This is a genomic window from Larkinella fluvii (genome assembly GCF_051857545.1).
In the GTDB taxonomy this organism is placed as follows: Bacteria; Bacteroidota; Bacteroidia; order Cytophagales; family Spirosomataceae; genus Larkinella.
Genome location: NZ_JBPZHB010000012.1, coordinates 162,823 through 184,560 on the forward strand (window position 1 = coordinate 162,823; position 21,738 = coordinate 184,560).

Genomic DNA, 21,738 nt, shown 5'->3' on the forward strand with positions numbered 1-21,738 from the left:
CGGCTTTGAAAAAACTGTTATTCTACGGTCTGGGCGCAGCTTTTCTGGGCCTTACAGGGTGGCTTGCCATCCGTCCCCACGATGCGAAACTATTTGTGAAACGGCCAGCGTCACAAACGGGCATCACGTTTGCCAACCGGCTCACCGAAACCGATTCACTCAACGCCCTCACCTTCGAGTATTTGTATAACGGCGCGGGTGTAGGCGTAGGTGATTTCAACCGCGATGGGCGGGCCGATTTATTTTTTGCCGGAAATCAGGTATCGAGTCAGCTGTATCTTAATCAGACCGAACCCGGCCAGCCAATGCGCTTCCGTGACATCACCCGGCAGTCCGGTACCGGCACCCAGTCGTGGTGTACGGGTGTGAGCGTGGCCGATGTCAATCAGGATGGCTGGCCTGATCTATACGTCTGCGTGGCGGGTAAAACTACCGACCCAGCGGCCAGGGCCAATAAACTATTCATCAACAACGGCCCCACCGCCGATTCCATCCCGACTTTCACCGAACGGGCTGCCGAGTATGGCCTGAACGATACGGGATACAGCACCCAGGCCGTTTTTTTTGATTACGACCGCGATGGTGACCTCGACTGCTACCTGCTCACGAATGCCCTCGAAATCATCAGCCGCAACAATCTGCGCCCCAAATACACCAACGGCGAAGCCCCCAGCACCGACCGGCTGTTTCGGAATGAGGGAAACCACTTTGTTGATGTCTCCCGCCAGGCCGGTATTCTTATTGAAGGCTACGGGCTGGGCGTGTGCCTGAGCGACCTCGACGATAACGGATGGCCTGATGTCTATTGCGCTAACGATTTCCTTTCCAATGATTTAGTCTGGATGAACCGGGAAAAGGCCAGCGGTACGCCATTTCAGAATCGCGCGGCTACCCTGCTCAATCACCAGACCCACAACAGCATGGGTGTAGACATTGCCGATATCAACAACGATGCCCTGCCCGATATCGTAGTGCTCGATATGCTGCCCGCCGACAACTACCGCCAGAAAATGATGCTGCCCGGCTCCAACTACAACCGCTTCCAGATGGAGCGCGACCTGGACTACCAGCCCCAGTTCATGCGCAACACGCTGCAACTGAATCGCGGCAACTCCCCTGCAAACCGGGGCAAAGGGGAGGGTTCATTCTCCGAAATCGGTCAACTGGTGGGTATTGAAAAAACCGACTGGAGCTGGGCACCGCTGCTGGCCGACTTCGACAACGACGGCTGGAAGGATCTTTATATCACTAACGGTTACCGGCGCGACGTAACCAACCTCGATTTTATCGCCGTCAATCAGCAACAGGCCACATTTGGTACACCACAGGCGCAGGTGCAGCAAACCAGAAAGGCCCTGCTCGAACTGCCAGAAGTCAAAATTTCCAAATATGCTTACCGCAACCAGGGCAGCGATGCCGAAACCGCATTGACTTTCGGCGACGTATCGGAAGACTGGGGCCTGAACCAGACCGGATTCTCGAACGGTGCCGCCTACGCCGACCTCGACAATGACGGCGATCTGGACATCGTCACCAACAACATCGACAGCGAGAGCTTTGTAATGGAAAATCAGTTGAATCAGCGCGCGAAACATCCCAACTGGCTTCGGGTAACCCTGTCGCCTACGCCCCGGTTGCCCGTTATGACCGGAGCAAAAGTCTGGCTTTATGCGGGCGGTCAGCGGCAGATGCTCGAACTGGCGCCCGTGCGGGGATTCGTTTCTACGGTCGAGAACGTGCTGCACTTTGGGTTGGGCAACACCAGCCGTTACGATTCGATCGTAATCCGGTACCCGAATGGGACCCGGCAGCGCTTGGGACCCGGCGAGTCCAACCGGATGCTGATCGTAATGGCGCGGTCAGAGGGACTTTGGCAACCTGAGCACCCTACTGAAATACCGCTGTTTACTGAACTGTCGCCCTCTGAAAGCGGCCTTGCCGTCGTTCATCAGGAAAATCCCGTTGTCGATTTCAACCGAACCCCTCTGCTGCCCCACCTGCTTTCCCGAAATGGGCCATATCTGGCCGTGGGCGATGTCAATGGGGATAAACGCGATGATTTTTTTGTCGGCACCGATTTTGGACATGTATCCTCGGTATCTGTGCAACAGCCTAACGGCAGCTTCCAGCCCCGGACGTTGCCCGGTAGCGGAGGATACGAAGACATGGGCGCGGCTTTTTTTGATGCCGATGGGGATGGCGACCTGGATCTATACGTGGTCAGTGGCGGCAGTAAAAACGAGGGGCTGTCGGCGACGTATCAGGACCGGCTGTATCTAAACAGCAACGAAAATTTTAAGCCTGTGCCCAACGGCTATCTGCCCCCTACGCGCTCCAGTGGCAGCAGCGTTTCGGTAGCGGATTTTGATGGTGATGGCGATTTAGACCTTTTCCGGGGGGGACGCGTGGTTCCGGGGCAGTACCCCAAACCCGCCGACAGTTACCTCCTGCGCAATGAAGGCGCCGGGCGTTTTACCGACGTAACCGACCAGCTTGCCCCCGGTTTGCGCCGGATTGGCCTGGTGACAGCGGCCCTTTGGACCGATGCCGACAACGACCGCCGTCCCGATCTGTTGCTGGTGGGCGAGTGGATGGCCCCAACGCTGTTCCGGAACACGGGTGGCCGGTTGCAGGATCAGAAAACAAATGGCTTAGCCGGCCAGACCGGCTGGTGGTGTTCGCTGGTAGCGGGCGATTTTGATGGCGATGGCGATACGGATTACGTCGCCGGAAATCTGGGATTAAACAGCAAATTCCGGGCATCGGCGGCCGAGCCAGTCCGCGTCTTTGCCGCTGATTATGACAGCAACGGGCGGCTCGACCCTGTCCTGACCTTCTACCTCAACCACCAGCATGTCCCCGTTGCGCAGCGAGATGTGATGGTCGCGCAGATGCCGGCTATCCGAAAGCGATTTCCAACCTATGCCGATTATGCGACCCATTCGTTCGAGGAATTGTTTACCGACGATGAGCGCAACAGTGCTTACCAGCGCGATGCCCGGCAGTTGGCCAGTTGCTACATTGAAAACCGGGGCAACTTTTACTTTGTCGTGCAGCCGCTGCCCGTCGAAGCGCAGCTTTCGCCTGTCAACGGTCTGGCCGTCAGTGATTTTACCGGCGACAGCCTTCCCGACCTGTTGCTGGCGGGCAACTTTTACGGGACAGAAACCCAGGGCGGACAACTCGATGCGGGCAAGGGCCTGTTGCTGGCGGGTCTGGGCAAACAAGCCGGCCATGTTCCGTTTCGACCGGTGCCGCACGCGGGGCTGAATCTGGACGGCGACGTAAAAGCCATTGCGCCCCTGCGCCGACCCGACGGTGCGGTGTGGTGGTTGGTCAGTATTAACAACGGGCCAATGCAGGTCTGGCAATTTCAGAAAAATCACCTTTAACCCTATGAAAAAAGCAGCTGTTGCTTTCATTGCCTTCCTGTTTCTGTCCGGCTCATTGTTGGCGCAGCTACCCGTTACCTACCCCGCGCCCGACTCGGCCCGGCAGGCCGTTGACTTCAGCATGACCGTAAATGGTAAACCGGTCTTTGTTTACGACAATGCCGTATCGGCCCTGGCAAAGTTTAGTTTTTCCGGAAGTATTACTATCGAAATAACGTCAACGCACGACCTGCGCTGGGTGGACATTCGGCCCAAAAACGCGGCCATTCCAATAGCAATCACGCCCACCAAAATTACCTTTCGGCTCACCAAACCAGGTCATTTTTCTATTGAACGCAATGGCGAACACACCCGGCCTCTCTACGTGTTTGCTACTCCGCTGGAAACCGACGTGCCAACGCCCGACGCGCCAAATGTGCGGTATTTTGCGCCCGGTAAAATTTACGATGTAGGCACGCTCACGCTGAACAGCAACGAAACGCTCTATATTGCGGGCGGGGCTATCGTGCGCGGCAACATTGAAGCGACCGACGCAAAAAATATCCGTATCCTGGGGCGGGGTATACTCGATGCCAGTAATCTGAACCAGGGTCGGTTGGTGCGCCTGTGGAGATGCCGGAATGTTGAAATAGAAGGCATTACGATCCTGAACAGCCCCGGCTGGACCCTCGTGCTGCTTGATTGCGATACAGTAACGGTGCGCAACCACCAGCAGGTTTGCTGGCGAAACGGCTCCGACGGTATCGACCTGGTTGGCACTTCACACGTGCATATTCAGGACTGTTTTTTGCGTAACAACGACGATAATATTGTTATCAAAAGCTTCAGTATCAACCCGAAAACGTATTACAGTCAGCCGGGAAAAGGCCGCGATGTGACGGATATTCTGGTCGAACGTTGCGTTATCTGGAATATGCCCTGGGGAAATGCCCTGGAAATTGGCTTTGAGCTGCGTTGTAAAACCGTAAACAAGGTTACGTTTCGCAACTGCGATTTAATTCACGTCGACCGGGGCGCGGCTCTGAGCATCCACAACGGCGACGAAGCAACCGTCGAAAGCATTACATATGATAATATCCGGGTTGAAGACGCGCCCCACAAACTGATTGATTTGGCGGTGTTCTGGTCGCAGTACAGTACGGACCGGCCCGCTTCCGGCGAGGAACGCACCCGGCAGTATATGCAGGGCGCGTGGGATGGTGTGTTGCGCGTACCACCCGGACAGGAAGCGGTCCATGCCGGTAGCCGGGGCCACATTCGTAACATCACCTTCCGCAACATTGCCGTTACCGACGGTCAGTTTCCCTACTCGATTCTCTACGGCTACGACCCCCAGCACCGCGTCGAAAATGTGCGTTTCGAAAATCTGACCATTTTGGGCAAACCCATCCGCTCGGCAGCAGCAGGCCATTTTTCCGTCGAGAATGTAGCGGGCCTTTTCTGGAAGTAGTCATGCAAGTTTGTATCATCAGGATTGGTTGTCTGGCTGATGTAATTCAGAATAAAACACTTATCTTTAAAAGAGACACTTTTTGTCAAAAGGATTAAATCGAATGCAGGTGTTTGCTGGCTTTTGGAAAGTAATAAATGGTTTGTTGCCCCAAAAATTCCATCCGTCTTTTTGGCTGGTCACCTGTACACTTCTGAGTTTAGACGGCCAAAGCCAGTCCAAATTCAATCACCTGACCACCAGGAATGGCCTGTCGCACAATACGGTTATGGACCTGATTCAGGATGATCAGGGTTTTTTGTGGGTAGGCACCGCCGACGGCCTTAACCGCTATGACGGCGAGCAGTTTCGGACTTACCGGCGGTCGGCACGGGATACCAGCAGCCTGAGCCATAACTACATCAATTGCCTGTTTAAAGACCGGCAACATCGGCTGTGGGTTGGTACCCATTCCGGAGGTATTAACCGCCTGGACGCGTCGGGGGTACGGTTTATTCACTACAACCAGACAACCGGCGGTCAGGACATTTCCGGGGCTATCGTTACGGACATTGTACAGGATTGGGCTGGCTTCATCTGGGCATCGACCAGCGGGCATGGGTTGTTGCGGATTGAACCGGAGCTTGAGCGAGTTACGCAGTTTACGGTGGCTAACAGTGGGCTGCCGTTTAATTTGATCCATCAGCTCTGTGTCGACGGTTCAGGCTATCTGTGGCTTGGTAATCAGGAAGGCCGTCTGGCCCGAATGCGCCTATCAGATCATCGTCTTACGACCCTCACGCTGCCGGCTCCCAACCGTGGCGCACCAGCGGGCATTATGACCATTCAGTGCGATAACCGGGGGGCGGTGTGGGTAGGTACCAAAGGCAGTGGACTATACAGAAGCCATGCCGGGAAGACAGGTTTTCAACTGGTTTTTTACAAGACCGGGGTTATAGAGGGGTTAAACAATGCCCGCAGTCTTTACGTAGGGCCTGATGGAAGGTACTGGCTCGGCACCGACGATGGCCTTGTTGTTGCCGATGACAGTTCGTTTCGCTATATCCGGCACTTGCGCCATAATCCCTCTCAGCCCAATACCCTCAGCACCCACGCCATCGTTTGTGTTCAAGGCGACCGGCAGGGCAATATCTGGGTCGGCACCTGGGAGGGCGGCCTAAATGTGGCATTCAACAAACCGGCCCCTTTCAACTTATATACCTATCAGCCAGGATTACCGGGGCTTCTCACCCAAACCGTTGCTGCGGTTGCAGTTGATTCGGTGGGGAACGCGTGGGTCGGCAGCACGCAGGGGCTGACGTACATCGACCGGAAAAACGAAACCTACCGGCATTTCCGGCATCAGCCGGGTAACCCACACTCACTGCCCAGCAACGATGTAACCCACCTGTTCCGACTCTCTGAAACAGCCATGCTGGTTACAGTCTGGAACCAGGGAACCGTGCTCTTCAATCCAATAACCGGGCGGGTGCAGAAGCGGCTCACGGTGCTGGGGACAAATCCAATTTGTCCAGTACTGCCAATGCGCGGAGGCAAGGTTCGGCTGATTAACAGACAGGGAAGGTCATGGTGGATTGACCGGCAGACAGGCAAGATCGGCCCGGCACCCGACCTAATCGGGCTTCCCCCATCGATTCGTGCACTCATAACCACTACCGATGGTTCCCTGCTGGGTGCTACCTATGGGAGCGGTCTACTGGTGTGGCCCCGTCAGGATCGCCTGCCCCGGATACATGCTGGAGAGCGACGGCCCGGTCGTTTGTATGATAACATTCTCACATGCCTGCTCGAAGACCGGCGCGGGCAGTATTGGGTTGGTACCAGGAACGGCCTGCACCGGTACGACCGGCGTAGCAGACGGTTTTCGCTGCTGACAACGGAGAACGGCTTGCCTAACGATGCCATTATGAGCCTGAGTCAGGACCGGGACGGTTATCTGTGGGTGGCCACCAACGATGGGCTGTGTCAGCTTACCGAAGCGGGCCGGATATTGCGAACCTACCGGCGCGAAGACGGTTTGGCCGGTAATGACTTTTCGGAGGGAGCCGTTGCCCAACACGCCGATGGCACCCTGTTCTGGGCGGGGAAACACGGTTTGACGGTGCTGCGACCCCATCGTCTCGACGCGCAACTTCTGCCCGTACCCGTTTACCTGAGCCATCTGAAACTGTTTAACCGTCCCGTGGTACCGGGTGCACCAGGCTCCCCGCTGACGCGTAGCCTGGCCGACACCCAAACCCTTACCCTCCGTTTTGATCAGTCGGTCATCACCTTCGATTTTGCGGCTGTGCTGTTTCGGGCGCATCGAAATGTGCGCTATGCCTACCGACTGGATGGTTTTGAGGATATCTGGAACTACGTAGGAGCGCAACACTCCGCTACCTACACCAACCAAAGCCCCGGCACCTACCGCTTCCGGGTGAAGGCTTCTCTCACTGATGATTTTACCGGCGCGCCCGAAACCTCGTTCGAACTCATCATCCTGCCTCCCTGGTACCGCACCATCTGGGCCTATGCGGCTTACGTCCTGTTGATCCTGGCCTTGTTGATCGGGATGCGACGGCTGATACAGATTCGGGAAAGCTACAAAACCGAACTCCGGGCCGAACACCTTGAAGCCGAGAAAGCCCGAGAACTCGACCGGATCCGCTCCGGCTTCTTTACGAACATTTCGCACGAATTTCGTACACCTCTTACGCTTATTTTGACCCCTCTGGAGCACTTCCTGACCGACCGCAACCCCGACAGCCGGCGGCCTCAGTTTCAGACGATGCACCAGAACGCCAACCGACTCCTGCGACTTATCAATCAGCTCCTCGATTTGTCGAAATTAGAATCCGATTCACTCCGGCCCGACATAAGCCGTCAGGACATCGTGGACTTCGTACGCCGGGTTGCCGGTTCGTTTTCGGCACAAGCCAGCAAACAGGGCATTACATTACGGGTTGACACTGAACCCGACAAGGGCATGGCCTGGTTCGACCCTGACATACTGGAGAAAGTGCTGTATAACCTGCTGGCCAATGCGTTGAAATTCACTCGGGCTGAGGGCTTGATTGTGGTTCGTTGCCGACTAATGGATGCCGATGCCTCCGCCGGGCTATTGCTGGAAGTAGAGGACACCGGACTTGGCATATCCGCCGAACACACGGCCCACATTTTTGAGCGGTTTTACCAGGTCAACGGGCATCATCACACCAAAAAAGCCGGTACTGGCATTGGGTTGGCCCTCACCCGCGAACTGGTCGAATTGCATGGGGGACAGATTTCCGTTGAGAGTCAGCCCGGGGCAGGAACCGTCTTTGTTGTCAGATTACCCGTTCATGCCTCGGCGTTTCCGGTAAGCTGGCTCAGTATTGTCATCCCCAGTACCGACCTGGCCGATTCGATTGCCTGGCCTGAAAAAGATCCTTTCCAGTTATCATCATCCGGCCCCGGCCCGGTTGCGTCTGACCGCCCGCTGGTATTGATTGTGGAAGACCACGACGATCTACGCAACTATTTAACGAGTTCATTGGGGCAGTACTACCGGGTGATGGCAGCCAACAATGGTCGGGAGGCTCTTCAGCAAGCTCAAAACGAGATTCCTGACCTTGTGCTGAGCGACTGGCTCATGCCCGATATGGATGGGGTACAGCTGTGTGTAGCTCTGAAAACGGATGAACGAACGAGTCATGTACCCGTATTGCTACTCACCTCACGGTCGAGTACGGAAAGTAAAGTGGAGGGATTAGGCGCCGGGGCCGATGATTACGTAACCAAACCATTTAACCTGGAAGTGTTGCTCAGCCGGATAAGTAATCTGATTCAGAACCGCAGACTGCTTCGTTCCAGATATCGCCGAATGTTAACCATCGAGCCGGTCAACTATCAAATTGAATCGGCGGAGGAGGTGTTTCTCCAAAAAGTAATGACCCTCATCAACGCACACGTTGCCGACCCGGATTTAGCCGTACTACGGCTCGAACGCGAGCTGGGCATGAGCAACACGCAGTTGTACCGGAAACTTAAAGCCCTTACTGGTAAGGGAGGGAACGACCTCATTCGGAGTGTTCGGTTACAGCGGGCTGCTCAGTTGTTACAGTCGGGCGGGCATCAGGTGGCTGAGGTTGCCTACGCCGTGGGCTTCAGCGATCCGAACTACTTCACGCGGGCCTTCAAAAAAGAATTCGGACAGTCGCCGGGCGAGTGGATAAATGCAAAACAGCAGCAGATGACTCGCCAACCGCCGGGCGGCCCCGCAAATAGGTAGTTGAATTTTATGTAAGTGGTTTTAATAAGTGGACGGTATAGATCCCTGAATGGTCCAGGCAACAGGCCGGCTACCGGCCCACCAGTTTATAAACTCCTCTTTTCTGGGTGGCGAAAACAAGTTCATTATTTTTTTTGTCTTTCGATAGCTTTATCCTCTTTCCATTCTGGAAAATGGTTAGTGGGTTTTTGGCCATCAAACGGCATACGGTCCCGTTCATCGATCTGATTTCTCCGGCAATGAGTTTGTTGGCCTCCCACTTCATGTCCACTTCAAAACCGCCCCTGGCCCGTAACCCGGATACAAAACCTGACGACCACTGCCTGGGCAAGGCAGGCAACAGGTTAACAACACCGGTATGACTTTGAAGCAGCATTTCGGCCAGTACGGCCGTTGAGCCGAAGGTGCCATCCAACTGATAAGCAGCTCCAAAAAAATTGGGATGAAGACCGTACTTTAACTGGTATTGATGGTGTTTGTAAGCCTCCTGAGCTTCGCCAAGCCTTAGCCACATCAGACTGATCCAGATGCTCTGCCATCCCCCGAAACTCTCTCCGTTCAAGTAACTACCGTAGCTTTTGTAACGATTTTGGGCTTCCTTAGTTTTAGCATGCGGGTTACCCGCCAACCGTCGTTCCAGCGTCTTGCGGGCAGCCGCATACAGATCGGGGGTCTGAGCGGTAATCTGGTCAGCCGGAAACAGGCCGTAAAGGTGTGAAATGTGCCGGTGGCCCAACTCAGGTTCCTTGTAATCTTCGATCCATTCCTGTATCCCACCGGTTCGTTTACTGATTTGCATAGGGGCAAGTTGAGCCATCGCCATTTGCAGTTGACGTTTGAATGATTCCTCAAAGGGCTTCTCAGGGCTACTTAACTCGTCGATAGCACGGAGGCAGTTGGTAAATAGCTCACGGCAAATCTGCTGGTCCATCGTGGCTCCATACGTGAATTGGTATTGAGTGCCATCGGCGTTCTCAAACGCATTTTCCGGCGAATGTGAGGGATTAGTCACCAGCTTTCCGGCCATTGGTAACCCCACCGGAATGGGTTTCAAAAAGTCCAGGTAAAACTCGGCGGCTCCTTTCATGAGCGGGAAAGCCCGATTTCGCAGAAATTCTTTGTCACCCGAAAACTGGTAATGTTCGTACAGATGGTGTGCCAGCCAACCGCTCCCCATGGGCCATACGCCCACCACCCCATCGGCGGGCGAAGTCCTCCAGAACACATCGGTCAGGTGATGTACCACCCAGCCTCTGGCTCCATACATGGTGCGTGCCGTGTGTCGTCCGTGCAAAGCCAGAGAATCGATCAAGTCAAACATAGATTCATGGCAATCGGCCAGGTTAGCGGCCTCAGCGGCCATGTAATTCATCTGAAGGTTGATGTTGGTGTGGTAATCCGAACTCCAGGGTGGGCGTACGGTCTGGTTCCAGATACCCTGTAAGTTAGCGGGCAAATCGCCCCGGCGCGACGAGGCAATGAGCAGGTATCGGCCATACTGAAACAGTAGCGCCGAGAGGTAAGGATCGTCGATCAACTTGGTTTTGAGCCGGTTTATTCGTGCGTCCTGCGGGAACTCCATTGGGTCGGCAGTTGGAGAAAGGCTTAGTTTTACCCTATCATATAGTGAGCGGTAGTCGGTCAGGTGGTTTTGCCATAGCCTCCCAATCGGCTCATCGAATGCTTTTTGTAACGTTTCGGCGGACTGCTTTTCAGGGTTAGGCTTGGCATAGTCGGTGGCGGCTGTCAGGTAAAGCGTTAGTTCATTAGCGTTCGTTATGGTCATCACCCCGGCGGTATCGACTGAGATCTGCCCATTGGGGGCAACCGCCTTCAAATCAGAAGCAAAGCGCATCCCCACAGGCTGACCATTGGATTCGTCAAGGCGGGCAATGTGCCCACGCAGGAGCAGACGGTGCGGGTCGGTGGCAGAAACGGACGTGTTCGCATCCTGTTCGCGTAGCAACCGGATGCGAACATTAATTGAGCCCGGCTGGCTGGCCGTCAACCGCACGACGATGACCTGAGCGGGATGCGAGGCAAATACCTCCCGCCGATAATTTTTACCCTGGTGTTTAAACTGGGTTACAGCCACGGCTGAATCCAGACTAAGCCACCGCCGATAGGCCTGGTACGTTGTATCGCCTGACGGGTTGAGCTGCTCGATGAAGAGGTCTCCTAAAGGCTGGTACGGCCTGATTCGTAGGGGCTGACCCAGCAGCGTCTTCGTCGCCAGTTGTTCAGCCTCGTCATTTTTCCCCGCAAACATCAGCCTTTGCACCGTTGTCAGGGCGGCTACGGCACCCGGGTTGTCGGAGTTACGGCGGTAGCCGTCCCAGAGTGTTTCTTCGTTCAGCTGAATCCTTTCATGCAAAACACCGCCAAACACCATAGCTCCCATCCGGCCGTTACCCACCGGTAAGGCTTCCACCCAGCCGCGCTTCTCGAAGTGAAAGGTTTGTTGAAACTCCGGGGCATCGTAGCTAAAAACGGCGGGCTGATAAGCGGGCCGGTCGAACCAGAGCTGCATGGACTTTTGCTGTGCCGAGCCGATGGACGACAACAGGACCAGAGCCAGGCACACGAGTAGGGGTAGTCGGTTTAAGGTAGTCATTATTGTTCAGAATGGCCGTATGGCTGCTTTTCAGGGCACTGTTTTCTTTGAATCCACTGCTATAGGGTGCTCCAGAAATGACATGAACCCCATCAGAGCCCCCCAATGGTAAAATGAATCACTGCGGTTAAGGGCTTCATCAGGCAGTCTCCCCACCCCCGATGCGTGGAAATTTTCGGGTATACTCCGACTGGCCCGCCAGTTTTTTAAGAGCAGTTGGTTTGATTTTTCGACAAGCTGTTTCCGTGCATCCGGCAGATCGTAGTTTCGCAGTCCCAGGTAAACCAGGAAATTAAGTGGTGCCCAAATGCGTCCGCGCCAATAATTCTGTTCCTTAAACGCCGGGTCGTTGCGAGCCACGGAGGGTAACACCCACTCGCCCCAGAATTCGTCCGGGTTCAGCAGGTGTTCTTTCACCATCCGCCGGGCTTGTTCAGGCGTGGCGACACCGGCCAGCAGGGGGTAAAACAAAGTGGGTGATAACCGGTCACTAAACTGACCCGTATCCGTACGGCGATTCAGGAACATACCTCTTTCTTCCTGCCATAAGGTTTGAAGGGCCTTGCTGTAGCGGTCAGCGCGTTGCTGAAGTTCAGCGACTTCGGTTGTCCGATTCAGAATCTTGGCCACTTCTGCCAGGGCCTTACAGTCAGCGATATACAAACTGGTCAAGCCTACATCAGCGAGTTGTAGCTGATTGGTTTTCGGGTTAAACGGCACCCCGTCGTACATGGGCGAGTTGTCCAGACCTGATTCGTAAGCGGCTCCCTGCCAGCTATGGGCCGCTCCGTCGGGCGGTAAGTTGTCTGATCCCCAGCACAATAAACCGCCGGTGTCACGGTGTTTGGGCCACCAGCGGTTCCAGCGCAGGAGCCGGTCGAAGGTCAGGTCCAGCAGCCAGCGGTCCTGGTATTGGCGGTAGAGCTCCAGCATAACCAGGCTACCCACGGGTGGCTGGGAGCGGTCAGGTGAACCCAGCCCACCACCAGCCGTATAGTTCGGTACCATTCCGTACCTGTCAATGCCTTTGGTAGCTTCCACCACGTTAGCATACGCCAACGCCCGATTGTCCAGACCGGCCATATATGCCGAGAGGTAAGTATCCCAGTCAAAGAGCACGTATTGGCCGCCGAAGAAGGTATTCCAGAAACGGCTAACGGGTGCCGTTACCCCCCGGAGTTCGGGGTCATAAATCATATTCCAGGCGAGCGCACTCTGTTGAACGAGGTAGGTTTCGTTAAGCGTACCCCACTGGTCCAGCGTTTTTTCAAAAGCAGTCCGCTGCTGACTCACGATCAGCTGAATGGCGTCGAGCGTTCGGACCGTGCCCACCGAGACGCCGACCGCCTTATCGAAGGCAATACTCAGGTGCTTACCTGTCAGCGGTAAGGCTTCTGGCTGGATAGGGGCGGTGCTACTCATCACAAACCGCTGGCTGCCAACCTGCGCCAGCAACTCGTTTTTCTGCTTTGATACCGTACCCGGCCGGTTCCAGAGCATACCCGCTTCGATAACCAGCGAGGGCGGACGAACGGGTAGTTTCAGGGGAGTAAGTAATATGACGAGGCCAGCCCCATCGTGGGCGCTTTCTACCCGGAACCGGGTGCCTTCCCAGGTTACAGTGCATTCGGTATAGCGCCCGTCATAGGCATGATAACCGGCCACCACCGTTTCAGAACGCGGCTCTTTGGGCGAGATGTATGCTTCCTGTAGATAGCGATGGGAAGTGATTCCGTTGCTTTTTACCCCAATATTCACGGCCAGACCCTGAGGCAACAGCACATGGCTTAGCACGGAGCGGGTGTTCCAGGTGTTCCAGCCAGAGGCCAGCTTAGTCTGTAACTGGCGGTAGAGCTCCTCAGAGGTGGTCGTTTGGGCCTTAACCGTGAAGGTCGTGAGCAACAGCAAAGGTAGAAGGCGGTAATTCATAATTAAAAGAGTGTTCACGGTTCCAAAGAACTATGTTTACCGGTTATACTAAAGGCAACCAATCGGTTGCCTTTAGTATAACTCCAACTTATTGTTACGTTAAAGCGGATTGCTCCAGCGGTTAGCGTGGTAACTGATGTCGAAGGCGTAGCCAGCGTTGGTGTTTCCTGGCGAAGGAAGAGTGCGAAAGCCGCGTGCCCAGATGCTGTAACAGCTATTTTTATCGATGATCACGTTCGTCTTATTCTTCACGACCGTAGCGGCACCCGCCACCCGAAACTCAATGGTATAGATACCGGGGTCGATCTCGAAAAACTCTTTCGCGCCCTTATAGACCAGGTTCGTAGCCAGCGTACTTGGTCCAGATGGCGACCCGGCTGTGATATACAGATCGAGGGGGCCGGAGTCAGGCGAGTAGTTCATGATGCGCACTTTAGCTTTGCCCGGTGCAGGTAGGGTGAGGTCATCATTAAGCAACATGAATTCTGGTTTTTGGGACGTGCCGACAGCATACACCGAATAGTATTTATCAGCCTGGGTCGGGAAAGTCAATTCGCCCACTTTGGCGGCTGGTCCCGAAGGATTGTTTGCCTGCGATTGGGCTGTATCGAAGCGCATGGTCATGGTGCCCGGCGCAAAAGCCTTGTAGCCGTTGCTCCAGGGGAATTTTATGGGAAAGTTGTTGAATTGTACTCCATTATAGAAAGGCCAGATCGCGATCTCCCGCTGGGCGGCAGCGGGGGTAGTGGCGGCATTGACTGACGCATTCACGAAAATAACTTTGGCCTTGTCCTTTTCTTCCCCCAGGCCGGCCACGTCGGCTTTTTCGCACGCAGAGAATGCCAGTACAGCGCAAGCCCAAAGCCCAATCCGTAGCCAATGTGTTGATAGGTAGTTCATCGTAAAAGGCAATTAGGAAGTGATTTTAATATCCCGGATTTTGTGTGAGAAGCGGATTGTTAACGGTTTCAATTTTAGCAATTGGAAACAGCAGCTTTTCTTTCGTGAACGCGTCGCGCTTTTGATTTACTTTCAGCACTGTGTTGGCGTAGTCAAAGCCGTAGCGCAGCAAATCGAACCAGCGGTGGTTTTCCATCGCCAGCTCCTTACGCCGTTCCGAGCGGATCAGGTCACGATAGGCGGTTTGGGTAAGCCCACTGTTCAAATCTACCTTGGTATCGGGTGTTGTCAGCGGCAGTCCAAAGGCCCGACGACGCAGCCGGTTTACGTAGTCCAGGCCCTGCGCATCCAGCAGTCCAGCTTCGTTTGTCGCTTCGGCATAAATAAGCAGCACCTCGGCCAACCGATAAATGGGGAAATTGGCTTGCCCTACCGCACCCGTGTTGGGCAAGTGGTGCTTTGTGGTCAGCCACTGAGTAACGCCCGACCCACTCCGAGCCTGAACAAAGTTTACATCCCGGCGCAGGTCACCTGCTTCATATTCCTGGATAAGACCGCCCCCAAAACCCGATTCGTTTTCAGGGTCCAGGTTGTTTGTTGGTCGATAGGCCCCCAGGCTTACTACGCCACCGTTTGTCTCAGTGACCGCACCCATGATAAACGAGTATGGATTACCGAACGCTGCAGTACCGGAAGCGCTACCTCCGTTGCTGAACTGCACTTCAAATAAGGACTCAGGACCATTTTTGGCCCCACCCCGGGCAAAGAAATTAGCGGCATAGCTGGTGTTGAGGCTCAGACCACTCTGGGTAATTACCTGGGCCGCCGTGGCCCTGGCTTCTGCGTAGTTTTTTTGTGTCAGGTACACATCCGCCAGCATGGTCAGCGCTGCCCAGCGCGTGGGGCGGCCTTTTTCGTTGCCCGGTCCACTGCCTGAATACACGGTTGGCAGTTTAACGGCTGCATCTTTGAGATCGTCGATAATTTGAGCATACACCTGAGCCGAGGGTGAACGTGCGATGTTTACCTCAGTGGGACTTGTCGTTTCAGTGGTCCGCAGCGGTACATCGCCAAATAACCTGACTAAGTTGAAGTAAGCGAAAGCCCGCATAAACTTTGCCTCACCGATAAACTGATCTTTGTAAGCAACGCCCGTTGGACCCAATGACTGAGCGACCGGAAAAATAATTCCTGGTACCCGGCTCGCAATAACGTTGGTACGGTATATAATTCTATACAGATCGTCCCAAAGCCCAAACGTGAGGGCATTGTCGGCAGGAAGTTCAAAATAATCAACCACATTGTAGGCTGCGTTTGATCGGCTGGTATTCTGAACATCATCACTGGCGTAATCGACTGAAAGCAGGTTTAAATTGCCCCGGTACAAATTACCCCCTGACAGGATGTTGTACACGCCATTGACTGCTGAGAGCGTACCAGCGAAATCGATGAAGGTTGCATTGACGGTTTGAACGCCTACGGGATCAGGCGTAAGCATTTTATCACAGCCCGCTGAATTTAACAGCAGGGCAGGTAGTAGTAGAAGTTGAACAAGTCGTTTCATACATGTTAGCTAAAGGATTAGAAACTCAGATTCAGTCCCAGAATAATGGATTTGGCTATAGGATAGGCGCCAATATCAATGCCGTTTGTGGTTACGTTGGAACCGAAACTGTTCACCTCAGGATCCCAGCCGGAATATTTGGTAAAGGTCAGCAGGTTATTGCCCGACGCGTAGATCCGGACCCGGCTCAGCTTCGCTTTGGTGAGCAGTGGTTTGGGTAGTTCGTAGGCGAGCGTGATGGTACGAACACGCAGGAACGAGGCATCCTCTAAAAACCGGGTAGAGGGTAAGATTGGATTATTGTTGCGGGGCACGGGTACCGTGGTTTGCACGCCGGGGGCTGAAGGAAGCCAGCGGTTATCGTACGTCTCCCGCCACACGTTACCCTCGAAGGTTTCCGAGTTCAGACGGGGCTGATTCCAAAGCAGGTTGCCGTGCTGAAAATTGGCGAACACATTGAGAGATAGCGCTTTGTAGGTTAGTGTATTGTTTATGCCTCCGAAGTAATCGGGAAAAGGGGAGCCATACCACACCCGGTCGTTGTCGTCGAGTACTTTATCCCCATTCTGATCGACCGGAATAAAATCGCCGGGAGCAAAGTAAGGCTGCGCCCCTAATTTAACCAGTGGCGCTGTGGCTGCCTGCTCCCAGGTTTGGTATTGACCGTTCTCGACAATGATGTGAAACCCACCGATGGGGTGCCCTGCTTCAGTGCGGTTGATGTAACCGGGGGTCCGCCAGATGCTCGCACCCAGCAGAAACGGTTGGGTGCCCAAACTGACGACTTCATTTTTATTGGTGGCTATATTTAAATCAAGGTTCCAGCGAAAATTGCCGCTGTTCACCGGTACCATATTCAGCGCAAACTCGAAACCCCGGTTACTCACTTTTCCAATATTGGTCGTGTAGGCGTTGCCCACACCCGAGATCACCGACAGGGGAGCCGGACCCAGCAATCCATCGGTGAGTTTGTCGTAATAATCGAGGGTCAGGTTGATGCGCCCCTGAAGCAGACCGATGTCGAGCCCGGCGTCGAATTGCTTGTTACGCTCCCACTGAATGTCCTGATTCTCGAAGCGGGTGGGTGCCACACCTGTTGTAATGGTGTTACCCCATACGGTATTGGCTCCGCCTGCCAGGGCCGAATATAGAAAGTCGCCAATGTTTTGGTTACCCGTTACGCCATAGCTCACCCGAAATTTAAGATCAGAAAGTGCTTTACTTTGCTTAAGGAACGGTTCTTCTGAAATACGCCAGCCCAGAGAGAACGACGGGAAGATACCATATTGGTTGTTGGACCCGAAGCGGGAAGAACCATCGCGCCGTACTGTTCCCGTAAACAGGTACTTATCGGCATAGGCATAATTGGCGCGAACAAACTGCGATACCAGGGCCGACTTGGTTTCACCCCCAAACACCCCGGTGGGTATTGGCATATTTCCTAACTGGTCCAGGGCCGCGCTGGGTGAACCCTGGGCCGTAGCCCCCATCGACTTCTGCAAAAATTGCTGCGCCGAAAAGCCTGCTACTGCATTGATGGTATGCCGCCCCACCGTGCGGTCGTAGGTAAGCAACTGGTCGGCCAGCCAGTTAAAGGTTTTTGGCTGGCTGGCAAACAACGTCTGGTTCGTGTTGGCATCTACGCCCCGCTGCCAGACCGGGTTAAAACTGGTCAGCTCATTGAACAGGTAATCGATACCAAAAAGGCTTTTAAAGCGCAAGTCTCTTGTGATCTGGTATTCACCGTACACATTGGAGGTGATTCGGTAGCGATCGGCGTTGCGCTTGCGCTGCATCGCGTTGGCAACAGCATTGCCGCCACCATCAACAAACATACTGCCATTGGTAACGGTGTTGGGGCGCCCGGCAAACTGCCCGTTGGAGTCATAGACAAGACCCAGGGGCGAGGCCGTGGTCAGGCCGTTGAGCTGGCTCTGAAAGAACTCGTCGGTATCTATGCTATTTCCTGTTTGGTAGTTAAGCGCCGTGCGGGTACCCAGTTTGAGTCGTTCCGTTGCTTTTACGTCAAGGTTAAGGCGCGACGAATAGCGTTTGGAAAACGTGTTCAGAACAATCCCCTGCTGGTTAAAATAATCGGCACTGACAGCAAACTGAATGCGGTCGGTACCACCCGTCACCGAGAGGTTGTAGTTCTGCATGGGGGCCTGGCGAAACATCTCGTCCTGCCAATCAGTGCCCTCGTAGAGTAAATACGGATTCACCGCCCATACATCAAAAATTTCGTTGCCACGGGTTGCTGCGTTTCGGCGGTGTTCAAAAGTATAACTGGCCCGTTCGCGGCCATTGGTGACCGGTATTTTTCGGCGGAGTTGCTGCACCCCGTAGTACGCATCCATGCTTACTACAGTCTTGCCTGCCTTACCTGTTTTAGTGGTAATAAGCACAACCCCATTTGCCGCACGGGAACCATAAATTGCGGTTGCTGAAGCATCTTTAAGTACTTCAATGCTTTCAATATCATTCGGGTTGATCGAGGCCAGGGGGCTTGAGTTGTTGGAACCCGCTCCACCGGTGCTGCCTTCGTTGCCCACTGAAAGGCTGTTGTTGCCCTCGCTCCAGGTGAGAGGAATTCCATCTACTACGTATAGGGGTTGGTTGGCACCCCCGCCCGCTGTAGAATTAACCCCGCGTACCCGTACCTGTACGGCCCCACCCGGTGCGCCGTTTGATTGAATCACCTGAACACCGGCTACCCGGCCCTGCAACGCTTGATCGGCCCCCATGACCGGCACCGCCCGGATTTCCTGGGCCGATACGCTGCCCACGGCTCCGGTAATATCGCGTTTTTTCTGAGTACCATACCCAACGACGACGACTTCATTCAGCGTTGCCTGAGATGGTTTCATGGTCAGGTTTATAATGGCCTGAGACCCCACCCGTACTTCCTGTCGTTCATAGCCGATATAGCTGAATATCAATACACTAGTGCCATCCGATACCGTCAATTGAAAATCCCCACTGGCGTTGGTCGACGTTCCCCGGCTTTGTCCTTTTACCGAAACACTCACGCCAGGCAACGCTTCGCCTTTTTCACTATCCGTTATCCGGCCCCGAACGGTCATTTCCTGCGGCTTTTCCGGTTCTTTGACCAGTTGCATTTCAGCATTGATAGCAACAGAGGGATTAAACATTGTCGGGGCATTGGAGGTGGGAGTCAGAACCTCCGGTATTGGGGTCTGATACACTGTTTTTCGATCGGCTTTGCGGGCCAGAATCAGATAAGTACCTGCCTTAACCCGTTTGTAGCGCAGGTCAAAAGGCTCCAGCGCCCGTTGCAGTAAAGACTCAAATGTCCCGTTGGTTAGCGCGGTCTTAGCAGGCAAAGTGTACCCTTCAATCACTTTATCTTCGAACAGGATCTCGACCTGGTACCGGGACTTTAGCTCATTCAGCACCGCTTTTAACTGGCGGACGGCTACCGGAGGGGAATCATTCTGCACGCCTGGCCTGATTTGGCTGGTCATTGCGAGGCTCTGACTTTGGGCAGGTTGCCGACAGATCAGCCATAAACCTGCCAGCCAGGCGTAAAGCCCGAGTTGGCGTAGTGTTTGTTTCATAAAGGAAAAGTGTAAATTATTCGAAAAGCAGTATTTGATCGTTTTGGCGGTTGTAATTTACATCCAGTAGCTCCGTCACTACCTGGAGTAGCTCTTCGGCGGTAGTGGCTTTAAACGCACCTGATATCGTACGCGTGGCCAGCGCTTCGTCGCGGATACTGACCTGCAGGCCATAGTTCTCTTCTAGGAGCCTGGCAATGTCGCGCAGCGACGTCTGGTCGAACACAAACTGGTGGTATTGCCAGGCTTTATGCTGTCCTGTGTGTTTATAATGATTGACCCGAAGTTGTCGGTTTACGTCCATTTTTACCATATCGCCGGGCAGCATCGTCAGCCGTTCGGGTTTGTTTAATCCCTGGTAATCAATCTGTACCTTCCCCTGGTGGAGCACAACCTGCGCATCCTGATTACGGGCATAAACCGTGAATTCAGTGCCCAGTACGGTCACATCAAATTGCCTGTTGGTATGCACAATAAACGGTTGGTGGTTTGTCAGATGGCGCACCGAGAAGGTAGCCTGTCCTGTCAGGAAAACATCTCTGGAGGATTCGCCAAAGCCAAACCGGGGGAATTCTAACCGGGAATGGGCATTCAGCGTGACCAAACTGCCATCAGGGAGGGCTTCCTTGCGAACTTCTCCGTAAGCCGTCTCAATCGTTTTGGTTAATAGTGATTTCCTGAACAGATAGCCTGTCATCAGCAGACTGATCATGAACAGCGAAGCCGCAGCAACCCAGCGGATTGGAAACCGGAACGTTTTTTTTTCGTCTGCAAACAACGGCTGTTCAACTCGTTGAGTCTGTTGCTGTAGCTTTTCCCAAATGCGGTCTTCATCGGGATGATATTGCAGATTCAGGCGGTCCCATTCTTCGAGGTATTCATAATAGGTCTCCTGATTAATTCGCTCTTTCAACCACTCTTCAATCAGGCGCTGTTGCAAGGGCGTAGCCAGACCAGAGAAGTGGGCAAAAAGAAGTTGTTTATGAACGGTTGTATTCATCACAGATCATGCGTTTATGTGGACTAGTCACCAGTCAGCTACTTAACCTTATTTCAATAACCAGGCAGTTATCCAGACAATGATTCCGACATGGATTACTTTCCTTAACTGAAGCAGGGCACGCTGTATATGCGCTTCAACGGCCTTGAGGGAGATCTGTAGTTCCTCCGCAATTTCCCGCTGTTTCTTGCCTTCAAAGCGACTCAGCACAAATACGCGCTGACACTGAGGGGGCAAAAGCTTGACCTCTTTTTCAAGGCGCTGATAAAGCTCAGTACATTGAATAATGCTTTGGGGATCTTCTGAAACAGCATCAGCCACCGCATCCAGTTCGACGGGTTTACCCATTTGGCTGGCCTGTCTAAATTCATTTTGGAGGTGATTATAAACCCGGTTGCGTACCGACTGATACAAATAAGCCCGGTAGGACGTAGTTATGTGTTCATGGACTTTATTCTTCCAAAACCCCATAAATATGTCAGCAACAATATCTTCCGCCACATCCCGGGCATACGTAAATCGCACTGCTTGATTGCACAGTACTTTGTAATAGCGCCGGAACAAAAGCTCATATCCCCGGTGTATGTCAGTAGCAAACGCCTGCCTGATGAGATACTCACTGTCCATCACGACAACTTCTTCCCGTTGGGGTATAGGTGTCGTGAGGTTGATAGGGTTCTGCTTCGGATTGTTTTCGGCCATTGCGGCAAGCTTATGAACTTTTGTACGCTCTCTGAATAGACAGCATAAAATAGGTTTACCCTATGTGTAATCTTATATTTTTTATAATTATTTTTAAATGCAAGGGAAGTTGAGGTCCTCCCGAAAAGCGTTCCGGTCAAAGATTGAGGATCGGACGTTAATGAGGTCCTCCCAAAAAGCGTTCCGGTCAAAGATTGAGGATCGGACGTTCATTTGTTGGTTTTTCCTTCCCTCTCCAACCTCATTTGGCGTTAGCCCACCGAGTGAGCTATGAGGTCGGAAGCTATTGTATTCCTGCCGCCAGTGTTCAACTTTTTCCTGAGCATCTTCCAGCGACAAGAACCAATGAGCGTTCAA

Annotated in this window: 10 protein-coding genes and 1 pseudogene; 3 read left to right on the forward strand and 8 right to left on the reverse strand. The window is 53.7% G+C overall.

The window, feature by feature from the left end; translation table 11 throughout:
• Nucleotides 1-5: 5 nt before the first annotated feature.
• The 3 genes from ACS5NO_RS28590 (at nt 6) to ACS5NO_RS28600 (ending at nt 9,094) form a co-directional block, all read left to right on the forward strand.
• Complete coding sequence (locus ACS5NO_RS28590; protein WP_439418299.1) at nt 6-3,392, forward strand: CRTAC1 family protein; 3,387 nt, start codon at nt 6-8, stop codon at nt 3,390-3,392.
• Between the two features lie 4 nt (nt 3,393-3,396).
• Nucleotides 3,397-4,842: a glycosyl hydrolase family 28 protein gene (locus ACS5NO_RS28595; protein WP_439418300.1), complete on the forward strand. Its 1,446-nt coding sequence runs from the start codon at nt 3,397-3,399 to the stop codon at nt 4,840-4,842.
• A 145-nt stretch (nt 4,843-4,987) separates the two neighbouring features.
• Nucleotides 4,988-9,094, forward strand: a complete 4,107-nt coding sequence (locus ACS5NO_RS28600) for a hybrid sensor histidine kinase/response regulator transcription factor (protein ID WP_439418301.1) — start codon at nt 4,988-4,990, stop codon at nt 9,092-9,094.
• A gap of 70 nt (nt 9,095-9,164) precedes the next feature.
• Here the strand turns inward: ACS5NO_RS28600 and ACS5NO_RS28605 are convergent, their stop codons facing one another.
• The 8 genes and pseudogenes from ACS5NO_RS28605 to ACS5NO_RS28640 form a co-directional block, all read right to left on the reverse strand.
• Entirely contained in the window at nt 9,165-11,708 is a 2,544-nt protein-coding gene (locus ACS5NO_RS28605) for a glycoside hydrolase family 95 protein (RefSeq protein ID WP_439418302.1), read from the reverse strand.
• 30 nt (nt 11,709-11,738) lie between these two features.
• Nucleotides 11,739-13,637: an MGH1-like glycoside hydrolase domain-containing protein gene (locus ACS5NO_RS28610; protein ID WP_439418303.1), complete on the reverse strand. Its 1,899-nt coding sequence runs from the start codon at nt 13,635-13,637 to the stop codon at nt 11,739-11,741.
• A gap of 99 nt (nt 13,638-13,736) precedes the next feature.
• Nucleotides 13,737-14,453 carry a DUF4397 domain-containing protein gene (locus ACS5NO_RS28615; protein WP_439418304.1) on the reverse strand — a complete coding sequence of 239 codons (717 nt, stop codon included), beginning with the start codon at nt 14,451-14,453 and terminating at the stop codon, nt 13,737-13,739.
• Between the two features lie 109 nt (nt 14,454-14,562).
• Nucleotides 14,563-16,101 (reverse strand): RagB/SusD family nutrient uptake outer membrane protein, encoded by a 1,539-nt coding sequence (locus ACS5NO_RS28620; RefSeq protein WP_439418305.1) that lies wholly within the window; start codon nt 16,099-16,101, stop codon nt 14,563-14,565.
• 17 nt (nt 16,102-16,118) lie between these two features.
• Complete coding sequence (locus ACS5NO_RS28625) at nt 16,119-19,679, reverse strand: SusC/RagA family TonB-linked outer membrane protein (RefSeq protein ID WP_439418306.1); 3,561 nt, start codon at nt 19,677-19,679, stop codon at nt 16,119-16,121.
• Between the two features lie 16 nt (nt 19,680-19,695).
• Nucleotides 19,696-20,679: a FecR family protein gene (locus ACS5NO_RS28630; RefSeq protein ID WP_439418307.1), complete on the reverse strand. Its 984-nt coding sequence runs from the start codon at nt 20,677-20,679 to the stop codon at nt 19,696-19,698.
• 48 nt (nt 20,680-20,727) lie between these two features.
• Nucleotides 20,728-21,381, reverse strand: coding sequence for an RNA polymerase sigma-70 factor (locus ACS5NO_RS28635; protein WP_439418308.1), 654 nt, complete (start codon nt 21,379-21,381; stop codon nt 20,728-20,730).
• Between the two features lie 240 nt (nt 21,382-21,621).
• Nucleotides 21,622-21,738 (reverse strand): annotated as a pseudogene (locus ACS5NO_RS28640) (integrase core domain-containing protein); the annotation flags it as partial.

Excerpts from the sequence above, each read along its gene's own strand:
- ACS5NO_RS28610 (WP_439418303.1), bottom strand. The coding sequence starts at position 13,637 with ATGAATTACCGCCTTCTACCTTTGCTGTTGCTCACGACCTTCACGGTT.
- ACS5NO_RS28625 (WP_439418306.1), bottom strand. The coding sequence starts at position 19,679 with ATGAAACAAACACTACGCCAACTCGGGCTTTACGCCTGGCTGGCAGGT.
- ACS5NO_RS28620 (WP_439418305.1), bottom strand. The coding sequence starts at position 16,101 with ATGAAACGACTTGTTCAACTTCTACTACTACCTGCCCTGCTGTTAAAT.
- ACS5NO_RS28595 (WP_439418300.1), top strand. The coding sequence starts at position 3,397 with ATGAAAAAAGCAGCTGTTGCTTTCATTGCCTTCCTGTTTCTGTCCGGC.
- ACS5NO_RS28630 (WP_439418307.1), bottom strand. The coding sequence starts at position 20,679 with ATGAATACAACCGTTCATAAACAACTTCTTTTTGCCCACTTCTCTGGT.
- ACS5NO_RS28605 (WP_439418302.1), bottom strand. The coding sequence starts at position 11,708 with ATGACTACCTTAAACCGACTACCCCTACTCGTGTGCCTGGCTCTGGTC.
- ACS5NO_RS28635 (WP_439418308.1), bottom strand. The coding sequence starts at position 21,381 with ATGGCCGAAAACAATCCGAAGCAGAACCCTATCAACCTCACGACACCT.